The organism is Gottfriedia sp. NPDC058432, assembly GCF_042721555.1.
Classification (GTDB): Bacteria; Bacillota; Bacilli; order Bacillales; family Bacillaceae_G; genus Gottfriedia.
This window is the reverse complement of record NZ_JBHXLC010000005.1, coordinates 166,732-188,825: the sequence shown is the minus strand read 5'-3', so window position 1 is coordinate 188,825 and position 22,094 is coordinate 166,732. Positions and strand designations below refer to the sequence as shown.

At 34.9% G+C, this 22,094-nt stretch carries 15 protein-coding genes; 9 read left to right on the top strand and 6 right to left on the bottom strand.

All coding sequences use genetic code 11. The features are described 5' to 3' along the window. Nucleotides 1-40: 40 nt before the first annotated feature. From ACFWM3_RS07750 to ACFWM3_RS07735, 4 genes are all read right to left on the bottom strand, one after another. Complete coding sequence (locus ACFWM3_RS07750; protein WP_390310950.1) at nt 41-4,465, bottom strand: pullulanase X25 domain-containing protein; 4,425 nt, start codon at nt 4,463-4,465, stop codon at nt 41-43. 598 nt (nt 4,466-5,063) lie between these two features. Beyond that, the gene (locus tag ACFWM3_RS07745; RefSeq protein ID WP_390310949.1) at nt 5,064-6,578 is read right to left on the bottom strand and encodes a CoA-acylating methylmalonate-semialdehyde dehydrogenase; all 1,515 of its coding nucleotides are present in this window, start codon (nt 6,576-6,578) and stop codon (nt 5,064-5,066) included. Between the two features lie 45 nt (nt 6,579-6,623). After that, a complete protein-coding gene (locus tag ACFWM3_RS07740) occupies nt 6,624-7,979 on the bottom strand; it encodes an aspartate aminotransferase family protein (protein WP_390310948.1) in 1,356 nt (451 codons plus the stop codon). Between the two features lie 184 nt (nt 7,980-8,163). Continuing rightward, a complete protein-coding gene (locus ACFWM3_RS07735) occupies nt 8,164-9,750 on the bottom strand; it encodes a PucR family transcriptional regulator (protein WP_390310947.1) in 1,587 nt (528 codons plus the stop codon). Nucleotides 9,751-9,918: 168 nt separating this feature from the next. Here ACFWM3_RS07735 and ACFWM3_RS07730 point away from each other — a divergent pair, with 168 nt between their 5' ends. The 6 genes from ACFWM3_RS07730 to ACFWM3_RS07705 all read left to right on the top strand — a co-directional run bounded on the left by ACFWM3_RS07730 (nt 9,919) and on the right by ACFWM3_RS07705 (nt 18,426). Further along, the gene (locus ACFWM3_RS07730; protein WP_390310946.1) at nt 9,919-11,547 is read left to right on the top strand and encodes an amidohydrolase; all 1,629 of its coding nucleotides are present in this window, start codon (nt 9,919-9,921) and stop codon (nt 11,545-11,547) included. Further along, the gene (locus ACFWM3_RS07725; protein ID WP_390310945.1) at nt 11,526-11,744 is read left to right on the top strand and encodes a DUF3311 domain-containing protein; all 219 of its coding nucleotides are present in this window, start codon (nt 11,526-11,528) and stop codon (nt 11,742-11,744) included. Before ACFWM3_RS07730 ends, ACFWM3_RS07725 begins: the two co-directional genes overlap by 22 nt. Beyond that, complete coding sequence (locus ACFWM3_RS07720) at nt 11,744-13,231, top strand: sodium:solute symporter family protein (RefSeq protein WP_390310944.1); 1,488 nt, start codon at nt 11,744-11,746, stop codon at nt 13,229-13,231. Before ACFWM3_RS07725 ends, ACFWM3_RS07720 begins: the two co-directional genes overlap by 1 nt. Before the next feature lie 17 nt (nt 13,232-13,248). Next, the gene (locus ACFWM3_RS07715) at nt 13,249-14,475 is read left to right on the top strand and encodes a Zn-dependent hydrolase (protein ID WP_390310943.1); all 1,227 of its coding nucleotides are present in this window, start codon (nt 13,249-13,251) and stop codon (nt 14,473-14,475) included. 403 nt (nt 14,476-14,878) lie between these two features. Further along, nucleotides 14,879-17,335, top strand: coding sequence for a glycosyl hydrolase family 28-related protein (locus ACFWM3_RS07710; RefSeq protein WP_390310942.1), 2,457 nt, complete (start codon nt 14,879-14,881; stop codon nt 17,333-17,335). Between the two features lie 197 nt (nt 17,336-17,532). Further along, nucleotides 17,533-18,426, top strand: a complete 894-nt coding sequence (locus ACFWM3_RS07705) for a phosphate ABC transporter substrate-binding protein PstS family protein (protein WP_390310941.1) — start codon at nt 17,533-17,535, stop codon at nt 18,424-18,426. Between the two features lie 55 nt (nt 18,427-18,481). Here the strand turns inward: ACFWM3_RS07705 and ACFWM3_RS07700 are convergent, their stop codons facing one another. Further along, nucleotides 18,482-18,634, bottom strand: a complete 153-nt coding sequence (locus ACFWM3_RS07700; protein ID WP_390310940.1) for a hypothetical protein — start codon at nt 18,632-18,634, stop codon at nt 18,482-18,484. Nucleotides 18,635-18,900: 266 nt separating this feature from the next. On the opposite strand from ACFWM3_RS07700, the gene ACFWM3_RS07695 reads away from it, so the two are divergent. The 3 genes from ACFWM3_RS07695 to pstA all read left to right on the top strand — a co-directional run bounded on the left by ACFWM3_RS07695 (nt 18,901) and on the right by pstA (nt 21,644). Beyond that, nucleotides 18,901-19,794 (top strand): phosphate ABC transporter substrate-binding protein PstS family protein, encoded by an 894-nt coding sequence (locus tag ACFWM3_RS07695; RefSeq protein WP_390310939.1) that lies wholly within the window; start codon nt 18,901-18,903, stop codon nt 19,792-19,794. 69 nt (nt 19,795-19,863) lie between these two features. After that, complete coding sequence (gene pstC / locus ACFWM3_RS07690; RefSeq protein ID WP_056467989.1) at nt 19,864-20,760, top strand: phosphate ABC transporter permease subunit PstC; 897 nt, start codon at nt 19,864-19,866, stop codon at nt 20,758-20,760. Next, nucleotides 20,757-21,644 (top strand): phosphate ABC transporter permease PstA, encoded by an 888-nt coding sequence (gene pstA / locus ACFWM3_RS07685; RefSeq protein WP_056467992.1) that lies wholly within the window; start codon nt 20,757-20,759, stop codon nt 21,642-21,644. Before pstC ends, pstA begins: the two co-directional genes overlap by 4 nt. Nucleotides 21,645-21,807: 163 nt before the next feature. On the opposite strand, the gene ACFWM3_RS07680 is transcribed toward pstA, so the two are convergent. Next, nucleotides 21,808-22,050: a hypothetical protein gene (locus ACFWM3_RS07680; RefSeq protein WP_056467996.1), complete on the bottom strand. Its 243-nt coding sequence runs from the start codon at nt 22,048-22,050 to the stop codon at nt 21,808-21,810. Between the last annotated feature and the right edge of the window lie 44 nt (nt 22,051-22,094).

Sequence of the window (22,094 nt, the reverse complement as noted above, 5' to 3'; positions counted from 1 at the left end):
TGAAGGTCTACCAAAATCGGTAGACCTTCTTTAATTCTAATTATTTAGACTCACTAATCGTTTTATTAACAACATCAATCACATAGTTTTTTGTGTTTTTATTAATCGAACCACCATCACCTTTAAAAATCGTGGATTTGGTTGGATCAGTTGGTTCAATGTGTACTGGTACTTGTGTTTGACCTTCTTTTAAATTAATAGATTGAGTGAATTTCATCTCATTATCGACAGTTACTTTTTCCCCGTTGATCGTGAGGTTAGCTCCTTTAATAGCATTCCCTTTGACAGTTAAAGTTGAACCATTTACATCAATTTGGCTAACTACAAGTGGCTTATCAATCCAGCGTAGAATCGTATCTTGGACATTCATTTTGTTGCCACCTTGGTTTGAAACAACTATTTTCATATCAGTTCCAGTCGCACCGTAACCATAGTAACTGATATCATCGTCTGATGGATCAGATGGTGTATGGTCTGCTAATCCTTCGTGATCCCATGTGTTGTCTCTCGTATATTTGTAGGTAATTTCAGTTCCTTCTTCAAGCTCAACTGTATATTCCCAATCTGGTGTAACAGCGCCATTTCGGCTCATTGACCATGCACCTGTATTCCAACCATTTAAGCTGTTAGGTATATTCATTTGTGCTGACAATGGTGTGTCATCTGGTGCATGTACCATAAATGTGACTTGTACCATGACAATATCTGGTGTAACACTTACACTATTTGAATCCACATAGTTCCCTGCTTGATCAAAGACACGGATTTGGTAGTTATATGCTGTACCGTTTGTGACCTGATAATCACGGAAGGTAGTAGTGTCCCCAATTACTGAAGTAAGTAAATGACCGTCACGATAAATGACTGCTTTATATGGCTGATCTGGCTGCGTAAGTTTCCAGTTCAAGTTAACTTGACCAGACTCTTTAATTGGTGTCTCCAAGGTGACCTTACTAGCAGGGGGCGTAGTATCTAAAGTGCTACGTGTATAATTCACTTCTTTTGTTTCAGAGTATACCCATGTATTACCTAAATCAGGTGTGAAGGCCATTCTGTATTCATATATGCCAGCCTCTAATGGTGTGAAGCTACCTTGAAACTCATTAGCTTGATTTTCCTGAGACTGACCATTATATAGAGTTTGGTATGATTCCCAAGCAGTCTGGCCTTTCATTCTTACTTGAAGCTCGGCTGTAACTCCTTCAGCTGGACCTGTTTCTGTTGCACCTTGCAAGTAAAAAGTTGCTTTAACAGTAGAATCAAGCGCTAAATTCAGCTCCTGATTAGCTAAGGCTGTCATGTTGGCCACGCTAGCTTTGCTAACATCGTAATGAGGTACGAGACCTACTGAGACTGCAGGTTCAGATTCGTTCCCGTTAGCATCTACAGCAGTTACAGAAAAATAGTAGTTACGACCATTATTTAAATCTGAAATGTTTACAGAAGTGTTCGTAGTTTCTTTCACTTTTGTCCATAATCCGCCAGCAATAGTAGATTGATAAACATTGAATTTTGTGCCAGTTCCTGTCCAGCTTAAAGTAATTTGTTTAGAGCCTATTGTACCAATTACATTTTTAACTGACTGTGGATTTTTTACGTCATTATTGGATATTAACATTCTTCCTGATTCAGCAGGAACGCTCAATGTTAACTTGCCATCCTTCACTGTAGCAACATATTTTTTATCCAATTGGTCTTCTAGACGAATTCCGTTCGCAATCAGCGTTTTAGTGTCAACTTCAACAGTTTGTGCAGTTTTCCCTCTGTTGATGATGATGAGGGCTGATTTTGTTCCTTTAGTACGAACGTAAGCTAATACATCGTTTTTAGCATAAATATGGTGAAGATCTCCGTGACTAAATAGATCGGAATTTTTACTTCGAATTTGACCAATCGTTTGATAATGTTTAATCAAATCTTGGTTTTCATTTCCCCATGGATACGTACGGCGATCATCTGGATCTTTTGATCCTGTTTGACCCGCTTCATCTCCATAATAAATGGTCGGTGCACCAGGATAACCCATTTGAAGGATAGAGGCGAGCTTTAATCGTTTCACACCTTCATTGTAATTATAGTTTGGATCTTGTTCAGCTCGATTGTAAGTATCTGTTCCGTTGCCTAGTAGGAAGATAGCTCGTGCAGTATCATGAGATCCCATTAGATTCATGAGAGCATAAAAAGCTTCCTTTGGATAATCCTCTTGAACAGCAAGAAGGGAGTTTTGTGCATTTTCTGCATTACCATTCTTTAAATAATCTAGTATGGCACCGCGGAAACGATAATTCATTACGGAATCATATTGATCTCCTAAAAAGTATTTGGAAGCGTCATCCCAAATTTCTCCTAAAATAAGTGGTTTTTCATCTTTTTGAAGAGTTTGACCTGCGCCTGTCATCTTCTTGGATTTAATTTCTTTTCGAAATTCCTGCCAAAATGAGCTGTCTACTTCATTCGCTACATCTAAACGCCAGCCAGAAGAACCGCGATCAATCCATGATTTGCTTACAGAATCCTTATCATACATTATATAGTTAGCAAATTCAGTGTTGTTAAGTTCGCTAGGGTGATCCACCTTTGAACCTTCTTTTGATTCAAATACTGGGAGACTGTCATAGCCCCACCAACCTTCATACTTATAATGTTCTCCATTTGAAACACCGTTGACTTTTTCATTAGGCACTTTAACATTTTCAATATGGAACCAATTTTCAAAACCGTACGGGCTAAAGGATTGGCCTTCGGAGATAAATTGCTTTTTCGCTTTCTCTTTGGCAGTAGCCTCTGACAGTTTTTCATTATTCATAAAATCATAAATACGAGACCAGTACTCATATGCACCAACTGTTTTATATTTGTTATAGCGGTCAAAATAGATTGAATCATCTGAGACGTGGTTAAAAACACCGTCTAAAATTAAATGCATATTACGTTTTGCTAATTCTTTTGTGAAGTCTTTAAATTCTTTTTCTGAGCCAAACATTGGATCCACTAATTTGTAATCTGTTGCATCATATTTATGGTTGGATGGTGCAAGAGCAATCGGATTTAAATAGAGTGTGTTGACTCCCAGTGATTGAAGGTAATCAAGCTTAGCTTTGATTCCAGCAATGTCGCCTCCATAAAAGTCATTACTAAACTCACCGTCTCCAGTATATGATCCATTTCCTTGTTCATAAGGATTATCTGGTAAGCTTGTCCAAGAAGGGGGATGTTCGATTGGTTGATTACCACGAGCTCCAACCTTGTCCTTTACATTGTCATTTGTCTTGTTTCCGTTAAAAAATCGATCCGGAAAGATTTGATAAACGACAGCTTCTTTCATCCAATCTGGGGTTTGATAGTTAGGGTCATATACTGTCAGTTGGAAAAGGCTTGCATTTTTATCTACTGCTTTTCCAGTATGACCTTCTTGTGTGTCTTCTCCATATTCTGCCGTTGTATCTTGGTCTCTGACAATGAATTTATACCCATGAACAGCTTTGTCCGTCGGAGTAAACGTAGCCTCCCAGTATTCAAGGTCACCTTTGTCTTTTGTGTTTGACCAACCTACATTCTTCATAGTCAAAACCTTTGTTGTACCTGAATTATAGTTTTTTACATAAAGGCTCGCGCTTGTTAAATCGCCTTTTTTAGCTGATATCCTGAAGGTGACAGGTGTCTTTTCTGGAACGGCCCCAAATGGCTTTTTGTATACTTGATCCCATGAATCATGATAGAGGGCATTCTGATCAATTAAGCCATCAGATCCTGCTGGTTTATAATCTGTATAAACTTCTTTTGTTTGGTTATTAAAGAAAAATGTAATAGTAGATTCAGAGAGTACAGTTAACTTTAGATTGGAAGTAGGGTAGGACTCTGTCCAATCTTTTCCTAGTACAATCTTGTATTCGTAAGTACCACTTGGCACTTTTGTAGTAAAGGAATAGATATTTTTGAAATTATCATCTTTTAAAAAGGCTGTTGAGTCTGCTGGGCTCCAAGCTGGCCCTGCATTAATAGCAGGCTGGATTGTTCCAACAAGGCGTGGTTGTCTTTCGTCCGCTATTGGAGTGTAATGAGTGCTGTCAGTAATTGAATGAGTGTTATCATTATAATAGAAAGTGACATCCTTTTGTTCGGATAGTGTTAGTTTAATGTTGTTGCCGCCAGGATTTCCGCCTTCACCGTAATTTTCTGACCAGTTTCCACCAATGGCGATTTTGTACTCATATTCTCCAGCTGGTAAAGTACCAGTAAATGTATAGAGACCATTACCTTTATACACCATTTCTGTTTGTTTTGAAGATGGGTCCCAATCACCTGAATTTCCTAACAACTTTTGAAGGCTTCCTACAAGTACAACTTGTCTAGCTGTCGTTTCTGCTGCTTTTACAGTTCCGTTTGTAAAAAATCCCGGAAACATCTGGAGAACTAATCCTAATACAGTAACAAGCGATAATATTGATCTCTGTTTTCTCCTCATGAAAAAACCCCTTTCTCTTTCTAAATTAGGAAAACGATTATACAAACGATGCAGTAAAAATATGTATGTAGGTAATGCTAATTTATTGCAAGCGTTTGCACAAATTGTTTTCAAAATAATTATATCTTTTTATTAACACAAATCAATGGAAAATAGCAAAATAATACAAATTTTCTGAATTGGATACGATTAATGTCAATTCAAGATAGAGTTCATAGGGATATAGTTGAACAGATGAATAAAGGGAAAAAGCTGTAAATGAAACGATAGAGGATTTGAAAAATAGTGAATTAGTCAAACAATTAATAGAAATAGATGTTAGAAAAGTACTAGAAATTGTGGAGCATTATAATTATTCTTTTTTAAAAAAGCAAATTATTTAGGAATTGAGATCGTGAAGGAAACCGTTTGAGGAAGATAGTTGGGGGGGAGTAGAGTAGAGAAATTGTTTGCACACGGTATAGCTGGACTATTAGAATGTAAATGGACTATTAGCTGTTCAAACTAATAGGGCAGATAGTAATTTACGATTTTCATAACTCAAACACAAAAAGACGCGATCCCAATTAAATAACTGGGACCGCATCTATTCAAATAATTACTTATTACTAGGAAACGCAAATGATAAACTACTATTCTCACTAGGAGTCAACCAACGCTCCGAAATCATCTTCGTCTTCGTATAGAAGCGCGCTTGATCAGGACCAAACATTTGCCCGTCGCCAAATTTTGAGCCTTTAAAACCAGCGAAGTTATGGTAACCTACAGGTATTGGAATTGGTACATTTACACCGACCATACCGACGTCAATTTCAGTGGTAAATTTCCTAGCGGCTAAACCATTGTTTGTAAAAATCGTTACGCCATTTCCTAATTCATGCTGGTTGATTAATCTAATTGCTTCTTCTAATGAATCAACGCGTACAATATTACGTACAGGGCCGAATACTTCTTCATCATAAATTTCCATACCTGGTTTAACATGGTCTAGTAAAGTCGGGGCTAGAAAGAAGCCCTTGCTATTTTTAGTAATGTCTTTATTACGGCCATCACATACGATTTTTGCGCCTTCTTGTTCACTGCGATCAATTGCTTTTAGGATCGTCTCTTTCGCTTGCTGCGAAATGACTGGTCCATAGTCGGCACCTTGAGTGTAAGCTCCGACTTTTAATCTATTAATCTTTTCTTCTAAAATTTCTACTAAACGATCAGCTGTTTCTTGTCCTACAGGCATTAATGTTGAAATTGCCATACATCGTTGGGAGGCAGCTCCATAGCCAGCACTTATGAAGGCGTTAGCTACTTGTTCTAAGTCGGCGTCTGGCATGACTACCATATTATTTTTGCCACCACCTAAAGCAACAACTCGTTTGCCATACTTAGCGCTTGTTTCATAAATATAACGTGCGACAGGTGTAGAACCAACGAATGAAATTGCCTGTACGACTGGGTTTTCAAGCAATTCGTTTACTGCTTCTTTATCTCCATTGATTACTGTCCAAATTCCATCTGGGAGACCAGCTTTAGTCCATAACTCACTTATATATAAAGCTGTCATAGGCACACGCTCAGAAGCTTTCAAAATTACTGCATTTCCAACTGCTACTGCCATGCAAGTTTGTGCTAGCGGCACCATAATTGGAAAGTTGAATGGAGAGATTGCTGCAACTACTCCAAGAGGGTATTTAGCAGAGTAAGCATTAATTTGTCCGCCAACATTTACTGAATATTCTCCTTTCATCAAGTGGGGAGCATTAATTGCTAAATCTACTGATTCAATACCTCGAGTAATTTCGCCCAATGCATCTTCTTCTGTTTTTCCGCTTTCCGTACAAATTAATTCGATTACTTTATCCTTATTTTCTGTTAGCAAGTTTCGGAATGCCATTACAATTTCTGCGCGTTTAGCAACTGAAAGGTCACGCCAAGCAGGGAAGGCAGCTTCTGCTTTTTTAATGGCATATTTTACTTCTTCTACAGAAGCTAATGGAACTTTGGCGATCACTTCGCCTGTCGCAGGATTGAATACTTCTTGGAAACGACCACTTTTACCAGCAATCATTTTTCCATCTATATAATGAGTTAGTTCTTTTAGTTCAGTAATATTTGTCATCTTCAAGTTCTCCCTTCAATAATCAAGCTATCTTTGCTTTAGATTTTATAAAATTTCATTTATTGCTTGTGTTAAGCCAGAAAGAATGAAATCTTTTTCCTCGGTTGTAATATTTAACGGAGGAGATAGTGTTAATACATTGTTATAGCCTGCTACTGTTGCACCGTTTTTCCCAATAATTAGTCCTCGTTCTTTGCATTTAGCAATTACTTGATTGACTTTCTCTACACTTAAAGGATTTTTTGTATATTGATCTTCTACTACCTCGATTCCGATTAGTAGTCCTTTTCCACGAATATCGCCAACGTGAGGGTGGTGTGAAATGGTCTCTTTTAATTCATCAATTAGAATCGCACCCATTTTTGAAGACTGTTCAAATAAATTTTCGCGTTCCATAATTTCTAGGTTTTTTAGCGCAACTGCGCATGCAGCTGGTGAACCCCCAAATGTATTTACATGGCGGAAATAGTCATAGTTTCCGTTTTTAGTGAACTCTTCATAAATTTCTCTCTTTACTGCTGTTGCAGAAAGTGGCATGTATGCACTTGTAAGTCCTTTTGCCATTGTAATGATGTCAGGCCGCACTCCGTAATGTTGATGACCGAATGCTTTTCCTGTGCGTCCAAAGCCGCAAATTACTTCATCAACAATTAATAGTGCGCCATGTTTATCGCAAACTTCCCTAATGCCTCTTAAGTAATCTTCAGGAGGCATAATGACTCCACCACCAGTAATAATTGGTTCTAAAATCATCGCCGCAATTGTTTCTGAGTGTTCCCATGTCATGATTTCGTCTACCGCTTTAACGGAAGGTAATTCGCTAGCATTCTTAAAGCCATCTTCATTGTAGCGATACTGATCTGGTGCTTTCACATGAATAAACCCTGGTGCTAAAGGTTCGTATTTATATTTGCGCTCGGCTTGCCCTGTTGCAGCGAGTGCTCCCATAGTGTTACCATGATATGCGCGGTAGCGTGAAACTACCTTATAGCGATTTCCTTGACCTTTTTGCTGATAATACTGACGCGCGATTTTAAATGCTGTTTCATTTGCTTCCGAGCCGCTATTCGAGAAGAAGACGACATAATCTCCGCCTAGTAATTCATTGATTTTTTCGGCAAGTAAAATTGCAGAAGGATGACTAAGAGATAATGGTGTATAGTTGTTCTCTAGAAGTTGGTCATATGCTGCTTTTGCAATTTCTTCTCTTCCATAACCAACATTTACACACCATAATCCAGACATTGCATCTAAATAACGATTACCATCAATATCTGTTAGCCAAGCTCCTTCAGCTTTTTGAATAATGGTTGTAGCTTGTGGGTTATAAGGCTTCATTGCATGCCATAAATATTTCTCATCTTTTGTAACCAAATTTTCAGCTATACGAACATTTTCCATTTGAGTCACTCCTTTAGTAATTTGTTAATCTGTCTTTATTGTGAAGTCTTTTAACGCGATTATCATCAGACAGAATGTAAAATGTTTACTAAAAACTGTTTCACATATTGACACTTTGTTAACAAAAAAATCCCCTTTTTTTCATTCAAGTAATGAGTGAAAGAAAAGGGATATGAAAGGCCGTTTATAACGAAAGTTTTTCTAAGTCTGTAAATTGGAAATTATCCTGAGTAGCCAGCAACATTAATTCAACAGCGAGTCGTTTTGGTGGAAGCATATAATCAGTTCCTATTAAACTTTCAATTTTGGACAAGCGATGATATAACGTTTGACGGACAATAAATAGCTTTTTAGCAGTCTCATTTTTTAAACAATTACATTGCAAATAAACTTGTAATGTTTCTATCAAATTTCCATTATTTTTTGCATCATATTCATAGAGGGGATATAAATAGTTCTTTGCTAAATCCATAATTGCTTTGTTTTTTTGCATTTGAAGAATTAATTGATGTAAGTAGAGATCTTCATAAAAATAAGAAAGTTGAATAGCGTTTTGGCGGATTAATAATGTATCCTGTGCAGTTTCGAAACTTTGGTGCACTAATTTATAATCATTTACAATCTGTCCAACAGCAGAAGTGACATTTAAGTCTATATAATTATTATTCTTCCTGAAGTTCTTGATTTTTTCAATGCAGTCTAAAATACGCTTTTTTGTATCGTATCCATAAATATCTGCAATGATATAAATCAGTCTTTGTTTTTCTTCCAATAAAAATAGAACGAAACCTTTATTTTCAAAAATATTTCGGGAGTATAATTTATAATAATTTAAATCGTATTCTTTTTTTGAATTCTTTATGTGATCGATTAGGACGAAATAAGAGCAATCTACTAAATTATGAAAGCTTTGTTCTTGTAAGAAGGAGGTAATGACGGAATCTTCGAATGATCCATTTAACCAAGATTCTAATAATACGCGGGAGTAAATATTTTGTTTCTCTTCTATGTATAGACTGCGTAACAAATATTGAGATAAAGCGGTTACAGTTCTGTCTAATACTAATAACTCGAATTCATTTATTGTACGGTTCTCGGTGAAAATACATACCTCACCATAGCTTTCCTCTAGTATGTTTACTTCACATTTTGCAAAATGTTTTTTTTCGTTTTTCTTTTCGTATTTGTCTCTTAAGTTCATATACATATGCTGTTTTTCATTTGGAATAAAGGAAGGTTGCTGACCGTTAATAATAAATGCAACGTTAATGTTTAAATATTTATAAAGTCTCATTAAAATATGTTCGTAGTGAGTTATTTTCAAAGTTAATTTGTTAATTTCTTGTGAATAGTTTTCCAACCGTTTAATCATTTCATATTGTTGATTAATTAACATACTATGTATTTCTTGTGTAATCTCTATAAATGGGATGATTTCTTTAAACACGATAATTGGGAGATTATATAAATTGGCCAACTCGATGACATTATTCGGTACAGATTGTATATGTTCACCAAATTCAATACATAATCCGGCTGCTTCTTTACTAATTAGTTGTTCTACAAATTCGAACAGCGTCTTTTCTTGTGTTAGTTGTATTCCGGTAGTTAATACTAATTCATTGCCTTTAATGAAAGTACCAATCTCTTTCGACTCCAGTATATGAACCCACTTAATAGCATTCAAAATCCCGCTGTGACCAGCTAGAATTTGAGCCTTTTTGAAATGTTTTTTATCAAATAAATCTTGAACCCTAAGTGAATAAGACAATAAACAGCCTCCTCTTTAGAAAAAGGTTTATCAATGCTTTATACAGAAAATATAACATAATGTAAAACGACAAAGGGAACTTTTTTACATTATGTTTATATCGAGCGATTAAAAAGCTATGTTATATTTTTTGTATATTCATAAAATTTAGACAAAGAAGGTGTGCGAATGAACAAGACAGCTTTATTAAATGGTGAAGTGATTACAGTAAATAGTAAAAATGAAGTCTTTGAAGCATGTCTAATTGAAGGGAATAAGATTGCAGCTGTAGGAACAACAGAAGAAATAAAAAAATATATAACTACCTCAACGGAAGTCATTGATTTGCACGGAAGATCTGTTTTACCAGGTTTTATTGATGCTCATATGCATCTTTTTTTATACGGTAATACATTAATGCACCTCGACTGTAAAAATCCCACAATTAATTCGATTGAAGAGCTAAAAGATAAATTAGCTGACATCGTTCAAAATACTAAAAATGGACAAATAATACGTGTATTTGGATTTAATGAGTTAATGGTAAAGGAACAACGGTATCCTACGATTGAAGAACTTGATGAACTTACACAGGAACACCCAATTGTTATTACCCGCACTTGTGGACATATTGGGATTGTCAATTCAACTGCTTTAAAAATCGCCAAAATTGGTCCAAGCACTCCTAATCCAAAAGGAGGAACAATCGAAAAAGATAATAACGGCAAGTTTACTGGTCGCCTTATTGAAAATGCCTTTTTAGAATTTAATCAAAATGTGACTTATAGTAATGATGAATTATTTAATGCACTAATGAAAGCACAGGAACAATTATTTGCTTATGGTATTACAAGTGTCCATGATGCTGGTGGATTCGATGAAAACAGCTTTAGAATTATGCAAATTGCTTCAAATAATAAGAAATTAAAAGCTCGAGTTTATGCGTTAATCGGCAGTTTGAACGATTGTGAAAATTTTACTAAAAATATGTTAGCGGCTGGAGTAATGACTAATACAGGAAATGAATTTTTCAAAATTGGACCAGCTAAACTTTTCACTGATGGTAGTAGTACGGGCCCGACAATTGCTACTCGTGAACCATATACAAGCGATGGAAATAATTACGGTTATTTACAGTATACAGAAGAAGAACTTTATTCTATCTTTTCCCCTGCACATCGAAATGGCTATCAAATTACAGTGCATGCTCAAGGTGACCGAGCGATTGAGCAATATTTGAGTGTCATAGAAAATATCTTAAGTGAATTTCCACGTGATGATCATCGTCATCGTGTTGAACATTTAGGCGTCTGTCCACCAGATTTACAAGAAAAAGCCAAGGCCCTAAATGTCATTCCTATACTCAACCCTTCATTCCCTTATGAATTCGGAGAAAGTTATATTCGTAACTATGGTGAAAGAACCAATTATATGTACGCGGCAAGTGATTTATTGAACCAAGGCATCATTACAGCGGCAGGTTCAGACGCTCCGATCACGACAGTTAATCCATTAGTCGGCATATATACAGCTGTTACTCGTTTAACGCGACAAAATACAGCTTTTGGACAACAACAAAAAGTATCGCTAATGGATGCGATTCGAATGTATACGTATAACGGGGCCTATGCAAGCTTTGATGAAGATTCTAAAGGAAGCATAGAATCAGGAAAATTGGCTGATTTAGTTATTTTAAATACTTCTATATTAGATTGTCATGTGGAAGATTTACTCGAAGTAAAAGTAGATTCGACAATCTTAAATGGTGAAGTAGTGTATACAAATCAATTTGAGGGATGGAGTGTGGGGAGCAAGTGAGAAATTATTTTAAATTATTACTGATTTTTCCCTTCATAGGAATGTGTGTCCTTCTGCCCTTAGCTAATCGTATAGAGCCTTTTATTTTTGGGGTGCCATTCTTATTATTTTGGATTGTATTATGGATGATTCTCTCGTCTGTCATTCTGTTCATCGTTTATAAATTAGATCCTACCAATAAAGGAAGTGAATTTTAATGAATGTTGCCTTACTGATTATCTTTTTTATTGGGGCCGTTGCGTTATATTTAGGGATTAGCGCAAGTCGTGGGAAAGAAATGAATGTAAATGAGTTTGCGGTAGGGAATAAAGGATTCGGTACAATATTCGTATTCTTATTAATTGCTGGTGAAGTTTATACGACTTTTACTTTTTTAGGTGGCAGTGGCTGGGCCTATTCAAACGGTGCGGCAGCTTATTATGTGCCAGCATATATATGCTTGGCTTATGTACTTTCCTATTGGATTATCCCAAAAATTTGGCGTTTCGCAAAGAAGAATGATGTTATTTCACAGCCTCAATATTTCATGAAAACCTATAATAGTAAGGCTTTAGGTATGGTTGTAGCTTTCATCGGTTTAATCGCACTTGTACCGTACATAGTAATTCAATTAAAAGGATTAGGTATTATCGTATCCGAAGCTTCTTACGGTGTCATTTCGCCATTAATTGCTTCTACAATCGGTGCAGTTATTGTTACAATTTATGTTATTAACTCTGGTATCCATGGATCTGCTTGGAATGCAGTATTAAAAGATATTTTAATCTTATTTGTCATTGTATTCTTAGGTATCTATATTCCTTATCACTATTTTGGTGGTATTCGACCATTATTTGAAGCTGTTCAAACAGCTAAGCCAGAAGCTTTAACATTTGCATCTGAAGGTTATAGTATGCCTTGGTTTATTTCGACAATTGTTCTAAATGCGTTTGGTTTTTACCTTTTACCACAATCTTTTAGTGTCGTATTAGCAGCTAGAAGTGAACGTGCTTTAAAGAAAAATGCGATCACATTGCCTTTGTACACAATCTTAATTTTATTTGCCTTTTTTATTGGATTTGCTGCAATAATTCAAGTGCCAGGATTAAAAGGACCTGAAGGTGATCTTTCTCTTTTACGTCTTACTATGAAAACATTTGATCCTTGGTTTGTAGGAATTGTTGGTGGGGCAGGACTTTTAACTGCATTAGTTCCTGTATCTGTAATGGTTATGTCTGGAGCAGTAGGGTTAATGACGGGATTTTACAAATTAATTAAGCCAAACTCAAGCGATCGTCAGCAATTGAATGTATCAAAGTTATTTGTTTTATTTATTATTTTAGTAGCGTATGTATTTACTATTACAGGCGGAGAAGCGTTGGCTGTATTAAACATTATGTCATATGGTTTAATTACTCAATTAGTGCCAGCACTGATCTTCGGTTTCTTTAATACAAAACTAATGAATAAGTACGGTGCGATTGCTGGTATTATTACAGGGGTTTCTATCGTATTATTTAATGCAATAACTTCATTTAAATTAGTTAATATTTTCCCTAATATTCCAAGTTCAATAAATGATATTAACATTGGATTTGTAGCAATTGCCATTAATATTATCATCAGTGTCGGCGTAAGTTTAGTAACTAATGCATTGGTTGAAAGAGAAAAAGCTGAGCAAGGTGCAGAAGAAATTGCCCAATAATTAAAGGAGGCCTTCATATGATTAAGACGAATGCTAATCGGCTTCAAAAATTAATTGAGTTGTTTAGTGAATATGGTAAAACCGAAAACAATGGAGTAACTAGACTAGCATTATCTCCTGAAGATATTGCTGTAAGGAAGAAATTTCAGGCATTATGTGAAGAAGTAGGAATGACAGTAAAGCATGATGATATGGGGAATATGTATGCTACTTTACCAGGGAAAAAAAACTTACCTCCAATTGTAATTGGTTCCCATTTGGACTCAGTTATAAAGGGAGGACGTTTCGACGGCGTACTAGGTGTACTTACAGCTTTAGAGACTGTATATACAATTATAGATGAAAAGATTGAATTAGATTATCCAATTACCGTTGTCAATTTTACAAATGAAGAAGGGGCAAGGTTTGAGCCATCTCTTATGTCTTCTGGCGTACTATCAGGTAAATTTGATAAAAAGAAGATGATTGCTTCTACAGATAAAAATGGAATTACATTTGCAAAAGCATTAAATGAAAGCGGTTTCGATGGTTCTGAAGCAAATCGCTTAAAAGAAGCTAGCGCGTATATCGAACTACATATTGAACAAGGACCTGTACTGGAACGTAAAAACTTAGAAATCGGGGTAGTAGAAGGTGTACTAGGAATGGTATGCTACGAAATCTCTGTATTTGGAGAATCCAATCATGCAGGTACGACGCCAATCAGCATGCGCAAAGATCCGATGTTCACTGCTGCTAATGTGGTGGTAGATTTACAAAAGCAATTACAAAGACTAGATTCAGAGCTCGTTTACACAATCGGTCGTATAGATGCATATCCAAATATTCATACGGTCATTCCTTCAGAAGTAACCTTTACTTTAGAGGCGAGACATAAAGATCCGAGTGTTATTGCAGAAGTAACACGAATGGTTGAAGAATTACCAGTAAATATAAGTGGCTGTCCAATCAAATCCACCCGACTATGGGATCGAGACACAGTTGACTTTGAAGAAGAAGTAGTCAATGCTGTGGAATATGCTTGCAAAGAGTTAGGGTATAAAGAAAATCGTATGTACAGCGGCGCTGGGCATGATGCTCAATTCATTGCTTCCTATATTCCAACAGCTATGATTTTTGTACCAAGTGTAAATGGATATAGTCATCGTGAAGATGAATTAACTTCATATGAGGATTGTGCTAAAGGGGCGAATGTTTTACTTAATAGTGTGTTAAAACTTTGTCTTGAGAAAGTGAAGAAATAGGGTTTGTTCATAAAAAACTCTGGTGATATGCAAGTAGAGTATGTGACTGAGCTGTTTTAAAATTTAATTAATATATCTAAAAAAGGCAACGTATACAATGGTACGTTGCCTTTCCTTCTTTATGAAAGAAGGTTTCTAAATTAAGAATTTTTTTGTATTTACTTATGTAAATTTGAATGATTGCTATTAAATGGAGCTCTTCTAATTAAATTAAGAAAATGGTAAATTAAGCCTTATTAATATTATTGTATACAATGTGAGTGCGAGGATGTAAACTAAATTTGTGAAACGAGTAACAAACTTAATTTGTTTTGTGAAATATGTAACAAACTATTTAAGTTAGTTTGTAGTTTTCGTTTCAATTAAGTAAATTAACTAGCTACATCTTAGGAGGAACATCATAGTGAAAGAACAATTTAAGTCTGTTCGAAAGGTTTTATCTACAACAGTGATCGCTGCAATAATAGCAACCTCAGTAACCCCAGCGTATGCTGCTTCGTCTTATACAACTTATGTAAATGCATCAAAGGCAACAGATAAATTTGTAAAAGCTGGCCTACCTAAGCAAACTTCTGATGAAAAAAGAATCGCATCATTAGAATCTACCGCTAGAAAAGAAGTAGCAAAATTAACGAGTAAATATAAAACAAAGAAAAGCTTATTTACTAAACAAATTACGAGTCAACACAACAAAGTAGTTTCTTATGAAGCATTAGAAGATAAAGCAGAAAAAGGTGCAAATGATGCAATTAAAAAATTTGAAGCATTTAAGGGTAATGTTACAGTAAAAACAACAAGCACTGAAGTGACTGCTCATTATAATGATGCTTTGAAAGTAATAAATAATTTAAAATATGCAAATGTTAAATCAGCTTTTATTTCAAAGCTGACTAGCATTAAGTCGGACATTACAAAGAAAATTGCTGGATTACAGGTTTCAAGTATAAGCAATATTAGCGACATTAAAGTTAACGGCAAAGAAAATGTACCCCTTCCAAAAACAGTAGTCGTAACACTAGTAAACGGTACAAAGGTTTCTAAAGCTGTTCAATGGAATCAAACTAACTTTAGCAAGGCAGGCACTTATACTGTTTATGGTACTGTAGCTGATACAACGAAGAAGGCAAGCGTAAAAGTTGTAGTTGCTGGACCAGTCATGATCGCAAATTCAGAGGACTATGTACATGTACAGGACTTCAAATTTTCAAATAACTATAATGCTGGATATTTTGCTTATAAGGTAGGATTTAAACTAGACGTAAATGAATTACCATCTAGCTTATTAAAAGAAATTAAAATTACGTTGATTGATGAAAAGGGAAATACAATTGCAACTAAAACAGCTTCTGGTACTCAAATCGACCAATTAAAAGTCGACGGTGGTATGATTAGTACGGAGTTTATCCAAAGTGATAAAGTGGTAAAGGACGATTGGTGGACAAGTTCAGCTTACGACTTAACAACACCGTCAAAAGCAGTGATACAAATCACAGATAAATATCAAAATATTTATAAAGTAGAAAATAGCAATCCAAGTGGAATTCCTAATAGTATTACGCTAGCAAGCCAAAATGGTACTAGTTCTTACGCAGATATCCAATCAGCAGTAGATGCCGCTCAAGATGGAGATTCAATTTATATTCCTAAAGGAACGTACGAATTAAATAAACAAATTAGAATTGAAAAGTCACTTACTTTAATTGGAGCAGGAGATTCAACAGTTATTAAAAAAGGTTCTACATCTTGGACAAACACTACAGGAACAAAAGGTTATGCCTCATTAATTACAGTAAATAGTGGAGATAAAGCAGTTAAACTTCAAAACATTACAGTAATAGGTGCAGCGAATATCACAATGACAGGATCTGGTTCAGGAACTGATTATGGAAGCGGTATAAATGTAGTTAGTTCTTCAGATGTAACTTTAAATAATATCACTACAACAAACAACGCAGCAGCTGGTTTAATTGTAAACAGTTCAAAGGTTACAGCTAACAATTTTAATACAAGTGGAAACAGTTGGTATGGTGTAAATGTGGATAAGAGCGCAAGTGGAGAAGCAAGCTTTACTTTAACAGGAAACGGTGTGATTAGTGAAGCTACTCCAATCATGTCAGATAAAACAACAAATGTAACAGTAGATGCAAAAGGTTATACTGCTTATACTATTGAAGGAACAACAGCAACAGTATGGAATAATAAAGTGCCTGAGAATTTCATTTCAATAACAAATTCGAATAGACTATATTCAAATCTTGAAAATGCAGTAAATGCCGCACAAGATGGAGCTACAATCAAAGTACCGGCTGGAACATACAAATTAAATAGCCAGCTTAGAATAGAAAAATCAATTACGATTATTGGTGCAGGAGATTCAACAGTTATTACAAAAGGTACTGCACCATGGACAAACGCAACTGGAACAAAAGGCTATGCATCATTAATTACAGTAAATAGCGGAGATAAAGCTGTAACTCTAGAAAATCTAAAAGTGACAGGTGCAGCGAATATCACAATGACAGGATCTGGTTCAGGAACTGACTATGGTAGTGGTATAAATGTAGTAAGCTCAACAAATGTAACTTTAAATAACATCACTTTAACAAATAATGCAGCAGCAGGTTTAATTGTAAATAGCTCAAATGTTACAGCAAACGATTTAAATACAGGTGGAAACGGCTGGTATGGTGTGAATGTTGATAAGAAGGCTAGCGGAAATGCAAGCTTTAATCTAACAGGTAATGGTGTAATAGGAGAAAATACGAAAATCTATTCAGAGTCACCAGACTATGTTACTGTAAATGCTCAAGGTTATACTTCTAGTGTAATTACAGGCGGAGCAATGGTTTGGACTAAATAATCTAAGTAACTATTTTAAAACACCCTATTCCTTAAAGGAGATAGGGTGTTTTCTTTTTATGATTTAATAAAAGAAATACTATGTAATCCTAAAACAACTTTACGAATTATTTACAATCGTTTAAAACTAGGTTAATTATTCTTTTCTATAGTTAGAGATGTAGAAAATAATAATTTTCCTTAGGAGGACAAACAATAATGAAACGTGGATTAAAATTAACATTTGCAGCAATGGCTATTACAGGTATGTTAGCAGGATGTTCTAATAAAGATGATAAAACAACTGGAAAGACTTCAGATGATAAAAAAGTAGAATTAACAGGAACAATTGGTGCTGCTGGATCAACAGCATTACAACCACTAGCTGACGAAGCGGCAACTGAATTTATGGCTAAGTTCCCACAAGTATCAATTACAGTTCAAGGTGGCGGTAGTGGTACTGGTGTAAACCAAGTATCTACTGGAGCAATTCAAATTGGTAACTCAGATGTACCAGCTGCTGATAAATTAGAAGATAAAACTTTAGCAAGTTCATTAGTAGAAGCAAAAGTTGCTGGTGTTGGTTACTCAATGGTAACAAATAAAGATGTTGGTGTAGATTCACTTACACTTCAACAAATTGAAAATATTTTCGCTGGAAAAGTAGCGAACTGGAAAGAAGTTGGCGGTAAAGATGAGAAAATTAATGTAATTAATCGTCCAGCATCATCTGGTACACGTGCAGCGTTCGAAAAGAAAATTATGAAAGATGTTAAGATTAATGATGGTGTAGGAACTGTTCAAGACTCAAACGGTGCAGTTGAACAAGCTGTAAACTCTACTCCTGGTGCAATTTCTTATCTTGCTAACTCATATTTAATTGGCGATAAAAAAGATGCTTTAAAAACTGTAAAAATTGATGGAAAAGAATCTTCAACTGATAACATTACTTCTGGTGCATACCCATTCTATTCATATGAGTACATGATTACAAAAGGTGATGCGAAATCTCCAGTAAAAGAATATATTGAATTCATTAGTGGCGATGAATTTGCTAATAAGTTAGTTGAAATGGGCTATATCCCAGCTTCAGAAATGTCAGGTTTACAATAATATAATGTAATTTGAGCTGACTCTAAAGGTCTATGACTTTTTGAGTCAGCTTTTTTTATTTCTTTGTAATGGACAAAAAGCTTTTTTCAACAAATTCCGTCGCTATATCAACAAAAAGCATCACTTTATCAACGAAGTTCACAGCTATATCAATAAAAGTCACTATATGTTCGGGCTTTTCAATATTGACTACGTTAACGATCAACATGATGAAACTACTTAAAAAGTAAAGTTAGTATTAAGTAGTTTTCTACTTTATATTTAGTAAGTTTTAATAAATACTTGATAGTTTAACGCAACGTTTAGTGCCCATATATCGACTAAATATACAATTCCTAAAAAGATTTACAATTTCTTTACGATTGATTAAAACTTGCTTAACCTAAAAACTTTAAAGTAGAGAATGTAAGAGAGAAACAAACAAAAATAAAAAACAAAATTAAAAATAAAAACAAACATTTTAGGGGGATTAAAATGAAACGTGGATTAAAATTAACATTTGCAGCAATGGCTATTACAGGTATGTTAGCAGGATGTTCTAATAAAGATGATAAAACAACTGGAAAGACTTCAGATGATAAAAAAGTAGAATTAACAGGAACAATTGGTGCTGCTGGATCAACAGCATTACAACCACTAGCTGACGAAGCGGCAACTGAATTTATGGCTAAGTTCCCACAAGTATCAATTACAGTACAAGGTGGCGGTAGTGGTACTGGTGTAAACCAAGTATCTACTGGAGCAATTCAAATTGGTAACTCAGATGTACCAGCTGCTGATAAATTAGAAGATAAAACTTTAGCAAGTTCATTAGTAGAAGCAAAAGTTGCTGGTGTTGGTTACTCAATGGTAACGAATAAAGATGTTGGTGTAGACTCACTTACACTTCAACAAATTGAAGATATTTTCGCTGGAAAAGTAACGAACTGGAAAGAAGTTGGCGGTAAAGATGAAAAAATTAATGTAATTAATCGTCCAGCATCATCTGGTACACGTGCAGCATTTGAAAAGAAAATTATGAAAGACGTTAAGATTAATGATGGCGTAGGAACAGTACAAGACTCAAACGGTGCAGTTGAGCAAGCTGTAAACTCTACTCCAGGTGCAATCTCGTACCTTGCTAACTCATATTTAATCGGCGATAAAAAAGATGCTTTAAAAACTGTGAAAATTGATGGAAAAGAATCTACTACAGACAATATCGTTTCAGGTGATTACCCATTCTATTCTTATGAGTACATGATTACAAAAGGCGATGCGAAATCTCCTGTAAAAGAATATATTGAATTTATTAGTGGCGACGAGTTTTCTAATAAGTTAGTTGAGATGGGTTATATCCCAGCTTCGAAAATGGCAGGCTTAGAATAATATAAAAAATGAGAGTTGGTTTTATACCAACTCTCAAACTAATTTATTAATGGATGATAGGGGTTTATCATGAATTTCAAAAAAAGAAACTTTTTTCTAATTGAATACCTTGGAAGAACTCTTGTAACTTTATGTGGTTTCTTAATGATCGGTATTACAATAGCAATAATAGGATTTATTGTTAGTAAAGGGATTCAATCATTTACAGTAAGTGATATATCGTTAAGTGAAATTTTGTTTTCAAAACATTGGAGTCCGAATAATGCTTCAAACCCAACATATGGTGCTTTAATCTTTATTGTTGGATCAATTCTTGTATCTGTTGGCGCTGTAATTATAGCTGCACCAATTGCGATTGCATTAGCAATTTTCATGAATTTTATTTCACCTAAGTTTGGTGAAAAAGTATTAATTCCAGTTTTAGAAATTCTAGTCGGTATTCCTTCAGTAGTTTATGGATTTCTTGGGGTAACAATATTAGTTCCACTTCTTAGAAATACTGTAGGTGGAGTAGGTTTTAGCTTAATTGCAGGGATTATTGTGCTTAGTATCATGATTTTACCGACAATTGCAAGTATAGCATCTGATGCTGTGCGAGCTGTTCCTAGAACTTATTTAGAAGCATCATATGGACTAGGCTCTACTAGATGGCAAGCAATTAAATTGGCAATTGTACCCGCTGCAAAAACAAACATTTTAACAGCAGTCGTTTTAGGTCTGGCTCGTGCATTTGGTGAAGCATTAGCTGTACAAATGGTAATCGGAAATACAGTTAAGTTCCCTAATGGTATTTTTGACCCAACAGCAACATTAACAGGAATTTTAACAATGGATATGGCAAATACATTAAACGGTACAGCTTGGAATAACACTTTATGGACTCTAGCAATGATCTTACTTTTAATATCCTTCCTCTTTATACTTGTCATTCGATTAATTGGGAGAAAAGGAGGATATGAATCATGATTGCAAGAAAAATGGATAAGATTTGGACGGGAATTCTTTGTTTAATAGCTGGCTTAGTTGTAATATTATTACTATTTTTATTAAGTGAAATTATTTTTAAAGGTTGGGGATTCTGGGACTTTGATTTCTTGTTTGGAAAACCTAGTAATATTCAAGCAGGTGGTGGGATTGGACCACAACTTTTTAATTCATTTTATATCTTAGTGTTAACATTAATTATTTCAGTTCCGATTGGAGTTGGAGCTGGGATTTATATGGCAGAGTATGCAAAACCAGGTCGTTTTTTAAATTTCTTAAGACTATGTATTGAAACGTTGGCTTCGTTGCCTTCAATCGTAGTAGGTTTATTCGGTTTATTAGTATTTGTAACAATGACTGGATGGGGTTACACATTAATTGGTGGTGCACTTGCGATTTCAATCTTAAATCTTCCAAGTTTAACAAGGATAAGTGAAACAGCGTTATTAAATGTTCCTAAAACTAGTAAAGAAGGTAGTCTTGGATTAGGAGCTACAAAGTGGCAAACTATTACTAAAATTAGTATCCCAACAGCAATTCCACAATTAATTACGGGGATTATTTTAGCAGCTGGAAGAATTTTTGGTGAAGCAGCGGCATTAATCTATACTGCTGGACTTACAACGCCTATTCTAAATAATGCTGCTCCATTAAATACACCGATGAATCCGTTTAATATTTTTAGACCAGCAGAAACGTTAACAGTTCATATCTGGAAATTAAATTCAGAAGGTATTGTTCCAGATGCACAAAGCATCGCTACAAAATCTGCTGCAGTCTTAATCGTAATGATCCTTTTATTTAATCTATTTGCTAGATTGTTTGCTAAGTTTTTAAATAGACGTTTTACAGGGGCAAAAAGATAATAAAATAAGTATTTTTAAAAATCTCTATGGAAGATTCCGTAGAGATTTTTTGTATTAGTTGGTCCTGTCCTTTATAAATGTTGGGAGCGCTATTTTGATTAAGAATATTATTGATACAGGAGGGGAAATCCTTTTTATCGATAATATTATTAACGAATTAAAGTTAAGCGTTTTTTATTTCATCAACCTCACTAAGTAATGATTCTAAATGTTTTAAAATTGTCTTAGCTATTTGATGTTCTTTATTTTGTTCTAAGTGCTCTTTAGCAACTTTAGATAATTCAGTATAATTTTGATGTGAACTTTGGTTATGCTTATCATTAGTTTCTGAAAAGTTGAAAGCATTGCTAAGCTTAACACTTATTTCATTGTGTAGACTTTTCAGACTTTCAATAATTTCATCCATACTTGGCACTCTCCACTTCGTTTAATAAGTTTAATTCATAATTA

Coding starts and splice junctions, on each gene's coding strand:
- ACFWM3_RS07730 (WP_390310946.1), top strand. CDS start 9,919: ATGAACAAGACAGCTTTATTAAATGGTGAAGTGATTACAGTAAATAGT.
- pstC (WP_056467989.1), top strand. CDS start 19,864: ATGAATTTCAAAAAAAGAAACTTTTTTCTAATTGAATACCTTGGAAGA.
- ACFWM3_RS07725 (WP_390310945.1), top strand. CDS start 11,526: ATGGAGTGTGGGGAGCAAGTGAGAAATTATTTTAAATTATTACTGATT.
- ACFWM3_RS07705 (WP_390310941.1), top strand. CDS start 17,533: ATGAAACGTGGATTAAAATTAACATTTGCAGCAATGGCTATTACAGGT.
- ACFWM3_RS07715 (WP_390310943.1), top strand. CDS start 13,249: ATGATTAAGACGAATGCTAATCGGCTTCAAAAATTAATTGAGTTGTTT.
- ACFWM3_RS07720 (WP_390310944.1), top strand. CDS start 11,744: ATGAATGTTGCCTTACTGATTATCTTTTTTATTGGGGCCGTTGCGTTA.
- ACFWM3_RS07680 (WP_056467996.1), bottom strand. CDS start 22,050: ATGGATGAAATTATTGAAAGTCTGAAAAGTCTACACAATGAAATAAGT.
- pstA (WP_056467992.1), top strand. CDS start 20,757: ATGATTGCAAGAAAAATGGATAAGATTTGGACGGGAATTCTTTGTTTA.
- ACFWM3_RS07745 (WP_390310949.1), bottom strand. CDS start 6,578: ATGACAAATATTACTGAACTAAAAGAACTAACTCATTATATAGATGGA.
- ACFWM3_RS07740 (WP_390310948.1), bottom strand. CDS start 7,979: ATGGAAAATGTTCGTATAGCTGAAAATTTGGTTACAAAAGATGAGAAA.
- ACFWM3_RS07750 (WP_390310950.1), bottom strand. CDS start 4,465: ATGAGGAGAAAACAGAGATCAATATTATCGCTTGTTACTGTATTAGGA.
- ACFWM3_RS07700 (WP_390310940.1), bottom strand. CDS start 18,634: ATGTTGATCGTTAACGTAGTCAATATTGAAAAGCCCGAACATATAGTG.
- ACFWM3_RS07695 (WP_390310939.1), top strand. CDS start 18,901: ATGAAACGTGGATTAAAATTAACATTTGCAGCAATGGCTATTACAGGT.